Raw genomic sequence first — 10,789 nt, 5'->3', positions numbered from 1 at the left:
TACTGGTCTTTTTGCTTTAAAAAGGAAGCAAGCGCTACCTGCTTGGGCGTATCCGTAGAAAAGCAGTTGAACTGATGCACTTTTCTGAACTCGCTCATTGCAGCAGCCGGCGCTACGCAATAGCCGATCTTCCAGCCTGTACAGTGATAGATCTTCCCAAAAGAAAAGCATACAAAGCTCCTTTCCAGCAAATCAGGGTAACAGAGCATGCTCTGGTGCGGCAATGCATCAAATATCACATGCTCGTATACCTCGTCGCTCAATATAAATATATCTGTTCCTTTAACGATGTCCCGCAATGCTTCTATATCCTGTTGCCGCAATATGGCGCCTGTTGGGTTATGTGGCGAATTGAGTATGATCATACGGGTGCGCGGGTTAATTGCCTTGCGTACTGCCTCCCAGTTAATGGAATAATCGGGATATTGTAAAGGAATAAGCACCGGCGCAGCGCCGTTAACCAGCACATTAGGTATGTAGCTGTCGTACCCCGGCTGAAAAACGATAACTTCGTCGCCCCGCTGCAATACACTGGTAAGCGCCGTATAAATAGCATAGGTTCCGCCAGGTGTGATGGTAATTTCGGTATCGGCATCTATGTTCGAACCATACAGGTATGCGATTTTTTCCGATAGTACTTCACGCAGCGGAAGGTAACCGTTCATGTGGGTATACTGGTTACAGCCTTTTTGCATAGCCTCATTTACCTTTGCGATCAGTTCTTCATTCATGTTAAAGTCGGGAAAACCCTGACCGAGGTTTACTGCATTATGCGCTTTTGCCAGAGAACTCATCACCGTAAAAATGGTTGTACCCGCGTTTGGAAGTTTAGAGATTACAGATGGCATTTAAGATGGTTTGATTTTCGAAAAACGTAAAATTATTTGTTATGCAGCAAAGGCTCGAAAAGATTTCGGAACTTAGCAAGCGTGACAACCAGGTAGTTTGTTAAGGTTTATTATTTTAATTTTGCGATCCGTAATTTCCCTCCCGGCATAATTCGCATTTTTCGTAACAAATAAATAATATAATATGAAACGTTCAGCAACAGCCGTATGGAACGGCACAGGCAAAGATGGCAATGGCTCAGTAAGCACACAAAGCACTGTTCTTGATAAAGTACAATATTCGTACAAATCGCGATTTGAGAATGGTACCGGCACTAACCCGGAGGAACTGATTGCTGCAGCTCATGCAGGGTGCTTCAGCATGAAGCTGGCATTTGTACTGAATGAAGCAGGGTTTACGGCAGATGAGATCCATACCGATTGCACGATCACGATGGAAGGAATGTCTATTACTTCTTCGCATCTTGTACTAAAAGCAAAAGTGCCCGGTATCGACAAAGCCAAATTTGATGCGGCTGCGGCAGATGCCAAAGCCAACTGTCCGATCAGCAAATTGCTGAACACCAATATTATGCTGGACGCTACTTTAGTGTAACAGAATATTTTTCAGGATGATATTAAAAACGATAATGCCGTTACCAGGATGGCATTATTGTTTTTGTAAGGTCCGTGAACCCTGCAATTTGTAACATATCTGTTTTAAAAAAATCTTTTTTCAAACAACCATCTCGTAGGCCTGGGTTCTGCATATTTTAACCCAAACTGGTCAATACTGTTCGTTTTAATATGTTCAACCGCCTCCTCAATAGAATCGGTAAGCAATACCAGGTCTAAATCAACGGGCGAAATGGTACCCGCAACGATCAGTTTTTCTATGTAATCCATCAATTCCTTATGAAACGCTTTACAAAAAACAATAATAGGAAATGCTTTGATCATTTTGGTCTGAATAAGCGTTAGGGCTTCAAAAAATTCATCAAGCGTGCCAAATCCGCCCGGCATTACCACAAAAGCATAGGAATATTTAGCCAGAAGTGTTTTACGCACAAAAAAATACCTGATATTCACCCATTTATCAAGGTAAGGATTAGGATATTGCTCGTGCGGTAAAATGATATTACATCCAACAGACCTTCCGCCAACATCTTTTGCGCCGCGATTAGCCGCTTCCATAATACCAGGACCGCCGCCCGTCATGATGGTAAATCCAAGGCGGGCTATTTCACCGGAAAGCTTCTGTGTTAGTATATAGTATTCATGGTCTTCCCTGAACCTGGCCGAACCGAAAATGGTTACACAGGGACCGGCAAAATGCAGGACGCGGAATCCTCTTATAAATTCCCAGGCAACTTTAACCGTAAATTTAAAATCTTCCCATCGCGACTGGGGACCTTCCAAAAATCTTATCTCGGACGTTTTTTCTTTAGACATGCTTCGAAAATAAAATATTCCAAACCTACCGGATTTTTGTTAAAAAATCCCTGGTCCTTTTAAGACAATCTGTCACTATGCGGCATACTGGTCCAACATGCTGTAAATCATTGAAAATTGTTGATCTTTACACTTTTTATCAGTATATTCAGGGGGTTAATCCAAAGAAAAGCAAAATGGCATCTATTTTGACACCCCTTGGATAATCATAAAAAGATTGGATATGAAGTTTAAAGTTGAAGAAAAGATAATACCACCAAAAGAAATGATCGTTGGCAATCCGGAAGCAAAAGTGCTGATCGTTGAGTATGGAGATTACGAAAGCGCGGAAACTGCTAAAATTCACGACGTTGTAAGGCAGTTGCTGGAAACATATAAAGGAAAGATAAAATATAATTTTCGCCATTTCCCGCTAACCCGCATTCACCAGCGTTCTTTTAAAGCCGCTGAAGCTGCCATTGCTGCAGGTCAGGAAGGAAAATTCTGGGAGATGCACAATATTTTGCTTCATCATCAGCGTAATTTGGGTACCATCAGTCTGAAAGGATATGCCCGTGATGTAGGTGTTACCCGCAAACATTTCCTGGACGACCTTATGAATTCAAAATTCGGCTGGTATGTAAGGGACGATCAGATGCAGGCTGTGGATGCAGGCGTTACAAATGTGCCTGCCATTTTTGTAAACGGAGAACGCTTTGAAGGGAAGCCCACCCTGCAAAACCTCTCTGCAGCCATTACCCAGGCACTGAAAAGCAAGAAAAAAGTGTCGCAAAGAGCTTAGCCTTTGGGGTTCGTTTAAGTAGCGCAATTTGCAGGTATGAAACGCAGAATAATTTTTTTGCTTAACCCAATTGCCGGCACAGGAAACAAATCCCGTATTGGGGATCTGATTGAAAAAAAACTAACCGGCTCAGGAGCCGATTTTGAAGTTCATCCCACCAACGCTGAAGGTAATTATGATGCTATCCGCAACAAAATATTGCATGAAGGCGTAACAGATGTTGTTGTGGCCGGCGGTGACGGCACCATAAGCAGCGTGGTACATAAGCTCCGGAATACCAATGTTAATTTTGGCCTGATACCCTGCGGCTCTGGCAACGGGCTTGCCTTTTGTGCCGGAATCTCTAAAAATCCTCACAAAGCCATTGATCTCATTTTTACCGGAGAACCGGTACCTACAGATGCCTTTATGATCAACGACCATTTTTCATGCATGCTTAGCGGTTTAGGCTTTGATGCACAGGTGGCGCATGATTTTGCAAGGCAAAACCGGAGGGGACTTATCACTTATATAAAGCAAACCTATACCAATTTTATCAAGGCGCAGCCTTATCATTTTGAGATCATTTCAAATGGTGACCCTCTTTCTACAGACGCATTCTTCATCAGCATAGCCAACAGCAACCAGTTCGGTAACCAGTTTACCATTGCGCCCAAAGCTGCCCTAAACGATGGTTTACTGGACATTGTAATTGTGCAAAAAATGAATAAGCTGCATCTCCTGCTTGCGGTACTGCAGCAGATCCGGAAAGGAGAGATTAAAGAAATCCGGTATAAAAAAAAAGGCGTTATTTATTATCAAACAAAAAAGCTTTGTATCAAAAATACCAACGCTGCCCCATTGCACATTGATGGTGATCCGAGGCCTACAGCGCCGGACTTCAATATTAGTGTTGTTCCAAATGCATTTCGGCTGATCCGCCCTTTACGCGACCAGACTGAAAAGAGCTGATCTTTTTGAATGATGCCACATTTGATTCAGAATGCAGCGCTCTCCTGATGTCCAATTTTTCATTGCGGGTAAGGTGGAAATTTAAAGCAGCTCCTTTTTGCTTGGGCAACGGCGTATAGGAAAAAGTAATTTTATTAAAAGTAAAGTCATAGCCCGAATGTGCATACTGGATCATTTCATCATGGTAGTAGTCCTGCATTTTCATCCAGTTATGCTGCAACGTCATAATCGGTTTTATGAACATGCCGGCAATGCTGGGGTCATCATATCCTGCATCCCAATCACCGTCTTTACGATCTCGGATTTGTATAAATACAACCCCACCTGTATTATCTTTTATCCAGTCTTCCAGTACATGCAAAAGGCGCAGGGACGATTCCTGACCAAAATTATCGCGCATACCCGCATCCATCACGTCTATGATCGGTGACGAAGGAAGCCATACATTGGGCAAAACATAAGGAAAAGTAGCATTGATACGTAAAGTGGAGAGGAGCCTGAGGCTATACGGATCCTGCTTTTTAAACATAGCGGCAAAATCGATGGCGTCGGGTTCCGCCGTAATACCTGCCGCCGAATCGGGCCAATTGCGCATCATAAAACTAACCGGCTGGGTGCTGATGATCATTTTACGTCCATCTCTTGTAATGGTAGAATTAAAAAGCATGAGAGGAATCCTGGCAGCGGCCTCATCGTCAGCAATATCCCCCAGGGTGTAATCCAGTATTTTGCCCGTATTGCGGTTGAACTGCTCTTCAAAGGCATAGCCTCTGTCTTTGATATAATAATAATTCCCTGCTCTGAACTGCTGGGCGGGCGCAAAAAGATCGCGGGTTATAAAAGAAGAAAACAGGGGATTCAAAAGATCTTTGGATATATTATCGGTGTACTCCTGATCCTGCAGGTTTACCGGACGGCCCTGTTGTTTTATCCGAAACAATTCGCGGTAGTAAGCCGCCCCCAGCATGCCGCCTGAGGCGCCATTGATGATAAAGGTCTTCTCCAGCAGTTCTCCATTCATAATGCTATCCATATGCTGCATTACATTGAGGGTAAACGTTGCCGATCTTGTACCGCCCCCGCTTACATTTATAATATACAACAAAGGCTTTTCTTCGCCCTGACGCTGTTTCCAGCGTTCCAGTATCCTGATCATATTTTCTTTATCGGCCTTCATTTTTTCAATGGTGCACAATTGCATGATGCTGTCGCGGATGTACACAGGCCGTTCACTGCGGTTGGTATAGTTGATACCATATGCTTTGTTGCGTGGATCAATGACCTCGTTTTCAAATAAAAAGTTTAATCCTATACCCAGCAGCAGTAACACAGGAAAAGCCCAGCTTTTAAGCCAGTAAGTCAGTGCCCCCGACCCGGCGATCAGCACAGAAAAAAACAAGAGAATGGCAGCAGCCGCCGGGATAATAAAAAAAGGCTTGTCCATAAGCATCCCGATCAGCGCCAGAAATAAAAAAGCCACTATAATGGATATAACAGCACTAAAATGATGTCTTTTAAAAACCGTATCAATAAATTCCTGTGAATAATGCGCTACATTCCGGGGCCTTTTCAGTTTCATCCTCGTATTAAAAAACCAGTCAACACGCAGTAATCCCCGTTCATGAAAATGTTTACCGCCAATGCCAAACTGCGCGGCAAAAGCTTTCGGATCCCTGAAAACAGGCTCCATCGTGCGCATCATGGACTTCTCTGTTCTGAAAAAGTATAAAAAAGAAATCACGAAAGCAAAACTGAGCCCCGACAAAAAACCGGTTACCAGTATGATAATTCTTCGAAGCGGAAGCAATTCATTATGCGCATCGTAATAAATGCTTTTAGACAAATAGAAAATGAGGAACAGCAGCGGAATAACAGCATTGTTAATACAGTATTTCAAAAAAGGTTTGGAAGTGGTAGCTAAAAATTTAAACTGGTTACTATGCAAAATAAAAGTAGTAATGTTCCAGCTCATTATAAAAATACCTGTGGCCACACCCACTATGGCCATGCTAAGCCCGTTTACCTCTCCAAGATATTCGGGAGCCAGAAAAAGTGAATCCGCACCAAATGTGCTCATAAAACTGCCATGAATGGCACTGGCCAAAATGAACCAGAAAACAAGAAGCAACTGATAACGCCTGAGATGAAGAATAAAAAGCTGAACAGGAAAGGAATAGTAAAACCCCTTTATATAGGCTTTTATGTTGAAGAAAACAGGCATCAAACGCAATATAATACTTTGATATTTAACGCAAAAGACTGCCGTAATAATATGCTGTTAACAGCAATTTATCCTTTGGCATCATCAGCAGCCAAATAAAATTGTTCCTCTCCAACCATCTATAAGTTTTACTTCTTCACCAGGAACAATATCCACACGAGTGATACCAGCAACAACATAGCGGTAAACTGATGCAGCACCCCCAGCCAAACCAATGCGCCCGCTGAGGGAGAATACAAAACAGTGAGTATGCCCAGCAGTACCTGGGCCAATACCAGAAGGAGTGGCAATGCCCTGGTTTTATTCAGCCAGGATGATGCGGCTACCTTCTGTGCTTTAACAAACCAGGCAACAATAAATACAACAAAAAGATAGGCTATGGCGCGGTGAATAAACTGCACCATAAACGGATTATTTATATAATTTCCCACTCCGCTGGTAGTGAACAATGATGCAGGAAACCATTCACCATTAATGGTAGGCCAGGTTGGTGCAACAGTAGCGGCTTTAAGCCCGGCCATAAAACCACCATACACAAGCTGAACAAACAACAACAGGAGCAGCAGTACCGTAAATCTTTTTAAAGGGATACAGCGAACAATTTGCCGCCCCGGCACCAGCAGGCGTAAAGCAAACCACAACGTATATACCAACAGGATCAATGCTGCTACAAAATGAGTTGCCAGCTCAACATGCCCTACAAAATATTTTTCAGGTACCAGGCCGCTCTTTACCATTATCCAGCCGATAGCGCCCTGCAAAGCACCTAATAAAAACAGGATGATCAGCGGAATGATCATTTCCCTTTTAAATTTTTTCTTCCATATGAACCATGCGAACCCCACAATAAAAACAATACCCAGCAACCTGGCCCAAAAACGGTGGAACCATTCCCAGAAAAAAATAAATTTGAAATCGGATAACGAAAAATCTGAATGCAGGTACCTGAACTGGTCGGTTTGTTTGTATTTATCAAATTCTGTTTGCCAGGCTAAATCGCCAATGGGTGGTAATATGCCTGTAATAGGTTTCCATTCTGTAATAGAGAGTCCGGATTCGGTAAGACGGGTAATGCCCCCTATCAATACCTGTATCATAATCATACCCACACCTGTTAGCAGCCACCAGGCTACCGCCCTGTTGGATGAGGGTGAAAGCGGCTTGTTCATACCTGCAAAAGTATTGTACAATTTTTATTCTTAACATTGCAGCACCAATATTATGTTACAGGCATTTTATCAGGATATATATGTTGAGGCAGGTTGCGATGAAGCGGGCCGCGGATGCCTGGCCGGGCCTGTGTTTGCGGCAGCCGTAATATTGCCGCGTGATTTTTTCCATCCGGTACTCAATGATTCCAAACAATTAACTGCAGAGCAACGCAGTGAAATGAGAATGTATATCGAAGAAAAAGCCATAGCTTATAACGTGGCAAGCGTAGATCATGAAGAAATTGACAGGATCAATATATTAAACGCCTCCTTTAAAGCCATGCATATGGCTTTAGACGGGCTGCCTGTTATACCTGAGCTGCTGTTGATTGACGGGAACCGGTTCCATGCCTATAAAAAAATTGATCACCGTTGCATCATAAAAGGCGACGCGATCTTTTCGTCCATCGCCGCTGCGAGTGTACTGGCCAAAACTTACAGGGACGAGTACATGATGAAGCTGCATGAAGATTTTCCGTATTACAATTGGTATAACAACAAGGGCTACGGAACAGCGGCACACCGCAAGTCTATCCTGAAGCACGGGCTTAGCCCTTTTCACCGGAAAAGTTTTCAATGCACATCTGCCCAAACGGAAATATGGGAATAAACGATAAAGCACACCCCCGGGTAAACGATGATCAAACCTCAATAATCCTTTTCATTCATAATTCATGATCAAAAAAATAGCGCCCGATAAATGGAGGCATTTCCTGGTTGGCATTGCAATGGGCGCCCTGTTGCAGGCAGGGGGCTGGTGGCTTTGGCCAACAAACATCATTTTATCATCTGTAGTAGTGCTGGCCATTGTTATTGCCGTTAGCTATGGCTTTGAGCTGTTCTCAAAAATTACCGGGATAGGCACCTATGATTTTATGGACGCCGTGGCCTCCGTAATAGGCGGCGTGTTAGGAATGGGTATGGTTTTATTGCCACAATCCGGACTGGTGCACCTGTAATGTTTGCCGGCAAGACTGTATTGAAAAACTACAGGCATGCATCGGCTTTTTGCATCATCAGTGCTGTAATTTGGCCGGCATTGTATTCAAATGAAATGTCTACAGGCAGCGCCCCGGCATACCATTTTTCAAAAATAATATTGAAATCATCGGTTAACCGGGTTAATGTTCTTACGCCCAATTGCTCTAAAGCGGCGGCATTGCATTGCTGCTCGTATTGCCCTTTGATGGGCATGACCATTATTTTTTTCTTTAAATGCAGCGCTTCCGAAGGCGTTTCAAAGCCGGCGCCACAAACAATAGCAGCGCAATGGATCAGGCTTTCATTGAACCGCTCTTTGCTTACCGGTATAAAGGTGAGATGGCCCTGCTTTGTTTGAACTTTTACCTCTCTTGAAAAGACCTGGAAACGATAAGCGGTAAGCTTCCCAAAAAATTTACGGATCTCACAATCGCAGTAGGAAGGCAGGTAAACGGTTATATAATTATCGTTCCGCGAACGCGCATTCCATATTTCAGATTTAATAACCGGAGTAAGAATAAAGTCGTCGTATTGCCTGAAATGCAATCCCATATATTGCGTAGCACCCGCATATTTTTTAAGGATCCATTCGCCGGTACGGCTTTGCCTGCGGGGCCGGGGCGTTTTTGCCGACATAAAACTTGCCTGGTGTCCAAAATGAATAGAGGGCACTTTTTTTTGCCTGCAGGCAAGGGAAGTTATGCATTCAAAATCATTTATAACCAGATCATATTTTTCCACCGGCAGAGCTGCTACCTCTTTTTTGATTTGCAGAGGCGAGATATTTTTTACCATTGAAAAATAATCAAGGCTTCCCTTACAGGTATAAAACAAACTTAAACCCCTGCTCCTGTATTTTACGGGTGCATCAAGACGCAGGCTGCTGTTGGCGCCGCTTAAAAATATATCCACCTTTCCATATTGCTGCAGGTAAGGCAGCAGCTCCATGGCCCTGCTGATATGCCCGTTACCCGTTGCCTGTATGGCATAAAATATTTTCATACATCATTTTTTATTTGAACTACCCGCTATTCAACCTTCACAATTCACTATTATTCACAATTCACAATTCACAACTCACAACTCACAACTCGCCACCCCCACTTACAACTTACCACCGACTACTCGCCCGTCCGATCCTGTTAGCGAGCTGATAAAAAAATTGATCTCATCGGTAACTACATCAGGCTGTGGCTTTTCTTTATCTACTTTCAATTCGGGGAAACCGGAAGGGTCGAACCTGAACAGCTTCCATTCCTTTTTACAGTATTCCAGTGCTGTGCAATGCTCTACCCAGTCGCCGCTGTTCAAATAAGTAACATCGCCTTCTTCATTGCTTACCACTCTTTTTTGCGGTTTATGAATATGCCCGCAAATAACATAATCGTATTTTTTTTGAATAGCCAGCTCTGCGGCTGTCATTTCAAAATCATTGATCTTTGCAACCGCTTTATTCACACTTTCCATTATCTTTTTTGAAAGCGATACCCTTTCACGCCCAAGGCATCTTAAAATTGTATTGATAAAACGGTTCACCAGTATCAGCGCACCATAGCCGGAGCTTCCGAGCTTAGCCAGGAATTTAGCACTCCCTTTTGTAGTATTATCAAACACATCACCATGAAATATCCAGGTCATTTTATTGTCTATTTCCAGCACCAGCTTGTCGGTTAGCATAAAATTACCCACCCTGCAGCCGGAATAGCGCCGCAGCACTTCATCGTGATTACCGGTAATATAAAATACCCTGGTGCCATTGGTGATGCAATGAATGAGTTCCTTTATAACCCCGAGATGAGCAGCGGGAAAATAACTTTTGCTGAATTGCCATGCATCAATAATATCCCCGTTGAGAATAAGAATGGAAGGAGTGATGCTTTTGAGATAAGCGGTTAATTCTTTGGCCTTGCAGCCATAAGTACCAAGGTGCACATCCGAAATAACAACAACATCTACCGGGCGTTTATCCATAAGGGATTTGTTTCTCAAATTTCTGTACTGCATGTTACTATGATATTAAGCCGGCGTTAAGAAATAGTGAGAACCCGGGTATAAGAACGAAGTTCAAAGCCTTCGGAAAGCTGATGCTTAAAATCCGTATCCCATGCAGCTAAAAAATGAAATTGGGCTACTATTTATATACCGTGTGTAATAAAAATAATGAGAAGGGGAAAAGAAATGTTTATAAATAGTAAACTTTTTTCGATAGTTTTATATTTAAAAATATTTACTTTAATGTGTTTTTATTAGTATTTGTTTATAATATAGCTGATAAACGAAATTTTTTAAAATAAAAAATGATTATTTTATAATAATTCTATATCCATTTGCATTTTAAATTTAAATTTATATATTAGTATTAATA

The 10,789-nt window shown here is 42.6% G+C and carries 11 protein-coding genes; 5 read left to right on the top strand and 6 right to left on the bottom strand.

The features are described 5' to 3' along the window. On the bottom strand, positions 1–848 hold an 848-nt coding region (locus tag PLH26_RS04165), incomplete at its 3' end, for a methionine aminotransferase (RefSeq protein ID WP_324584730.1). Between the two features lie 184 nt (positions 849–1,032). On the opposite strand from PLH26_RS04165, the gene PLH26_RS04160 reads away from it, so the two are divergent. Then, a complete protein-coding gene (locus PLH26_RS04160) occupies positions 1,033–1,443 on the top strand; it encodes an OsmC family peroxiredoxin (protein ID WP_324584729.1) in 411 nt (136 codons plus the stop codon). Positions 1,444–1,547: 104 nt separating this feature from the next. Here the strand turns inward: PLH26_RS04160 and PLH26_RS04155 are convergent, their stop codons facing one another. Then, positions 1,548–2,279, bottom strand: coding sequence for an LOG family protein (locus PLH26_RS04155; RefSeq protein WP_324584728.1), 732 nt, complete (start codon positions 2,277–2,279; stop codon positions 1,548–1,550). A gap of 223 nt (positions 2,280–2,502) precedes the next feature. Between PLH26_RS04155 and PLH26_RS04150 the strand changes: the two genes are divergently transcribed. Together PLH26_RS04150 and PLH26_RS04145 are read left to right on the top strand one after the other, a co-directional pair. After that, positions 2,503–3,060, top strand: a complete 558-nt coding sequence (locus PLH26_RS04150) for a DsbA family protein (protein ID WP_324584727.1) — start codon at positions 2,503–2,505, stop codon at positions 3,058–3,060. Positions 3,061–3,096: 36 nt separating this feature from the next. Beyond that, positions 3,097–4,011 (top strand): diacylglycerol/lipid kinase family protein, encoded by a 915-nt coding sequence (locus tag PLH26_RS04145; RefSeq protein ID WP_324584726.1) that lies wholly within the window; start codon positions 3,097–3,099, stop codon positions 4,009–4,011. Here PLH26_RS04145 and PLH26_RS04140 read toward each other — a convergent pair. Both PLH26_RS04140 and PLH26_RS04135 read right to left on the bottom strand, forming a co-directional pair. Then, entirely contained in the window at positions 3,947–6,232 is a 2,286-nt protein-coding gene (locus tag PLH26_RS04140) for a hypothetical protein (RefSeq protein ID WP_324584725.1), read from the bottom strand. The genes PLH26_RS04145 and PLH26_RS04140 overlap by 65 nt on opposite strands. Positions 6,233–6,360: 128 nt before the next feature. Then, on the bottom strand, positions 6,361–7,401 hold the full coding sequence (locus PLH26_RS04135) for a COX15/CtaA family protein (protein ID WP_324584724.1): 1,041 nt from the start codon (positions 7,399–7,401) through the stop codon (positions 6,361–6,363). 52 nt (positions 7,402–7,453) lie between these two features. On the opposite strand from PLH26_RS04135, the gene rnhB reads away from it, so the two are divergent. Together rnhB and PLH26_RS04125 are read left to right on the top strand one after the other, a co-directional pair. After that, complete coding sequence (rnhB, locus tag PLH26_RS04130; protein WP_324584723.1) at positions 7,454–8,053, top strand: ribonuclease HII; 600 nt, start codon at positions 7,454–7,456, stop codon at positions 8,051–8,053. Between the two features lie 64 nt (positions 8,054–8,117). Continuing rightward, on the top strand, positions 8,118–8,402 hold the full coding sequence (locus PLH26_RS04125; RefSeq protein ID WP_324584722.1) for a hypothetical protein: 285 nt from the start codon (positions 8,118–8,120) through the stop codon (positions 8,400–8,402). 28 nt (positions 8,403–8,430) lie between these two features. Here the strand turns inward: PLH26_RS04125 and PLH26_RS04120 are convergent, their stop codons facing one another. Both PLH26_RS04120 and PLH26_RS04115 read right to left on the bottom strand, forming a co-directional pair. Next, the gene (locus PLH26_RS04120) at positions 8,431–9,426 is read right to left on the bottom strand and encodes a glycosyltransferase family protein (protein WP_324584721.1); all 996 of its coding nucleotides are present in this window, start codon (positions 9,424–9,426) and stop codon (positions 8,431–8,433) included. A gap of 102 nt (positions 9,427–9,528) precedes the next feature. Beyond that, entirely contained in the window at positions 9,529–10,395 is an 867-nt protein-coding gene (locus PLH26_RS04115; protein ID WP_324584720.1) for a UDP-2,3-diacylglucosamine diphosphatase, read from the bottom strand. Positions 10,396–10,789 lie beyond the last annotated feature (394 nt).

This window comes from Agriterribacter sp. (assembly GCF_035444585.1).
Classification (GTDB): domain Bacteria; phylum Bacteroidota; class Bacteroidia; order Chitinophagales; family Chitinophagaceae; genus Agriterribacter.
This window is presented reverse-complemented; position numbering and strand designations above follow the sequence as displayed.

Coding starts and splice junctions, on each gene's coding strand:
- rnhB (WP_324584723.1), top strand. CDS start 7,454: ATGTTACAGGCATTTTATCAGGATATATATGTTGAGGCAGGTTGCGAT.
- PLH26_RS04120 (WP_324584721.1), bottom strand. CDS start 9,426: ATGAAAATATTTTATGCCATACAGGCAACGGGTAACGGGCATATCAGC.
- PLH26_RS04125 (WP_324584722.1), top strand. CDS start 8,118: ATGATCAAAAAAATAGCGCCCGATAAATGGAGGCATTTCCTGGTTGGC.
- PLH26_RS04160 (WP_324584729.1), top strand. CDS start 1,033: ATGAAACGTTCAGCAACAGCCGTATGGAACGGCACAGGCAAAGATGGC.
- PLH26_RS04135 (WP_324584724.1), bottom strand. CDS start 7,401: ATGAACAAGCCGCTTTCACCCTCATCCAACAGGGCGGTAGCCTGGTGG.
- PLH26_RS04155 (WP_324584728.1), bottom strand. CDS start 2,279: ATGTCTAAAGAAAAAACGTCCGAGATAAGATTTTTGGAAGGTCCCCAG.
- PLH26_RS04115 (WP_324584720.1), bottom strand. CDS start 10,395: ATGGATAAACGCCCGGTAGATGTTGTTGTTATTTCGGATGTGCACCTT.
- PLH26_RS04150 (WP_324584727.1), top strand. CDS start 2,503: ATGAAGTTTAAAGTTGAAGAAAAGATAATACCACCAAAAGAAATGATC.
- PLH26_RS04140 (WP_324584725.1), bottom strand. CDS start 6,232: ATGCCTGTTTTCTTCAACATAAAAGCCTATATAAAGGGGTTTTACTAT.
- PLH26_RS04145 (WP_324584726.1), top strand. CDS start 3,097: ATGAAACGCAGAATAATTTTTTTGCTTAACCCAATTGCCGGCACAGGA.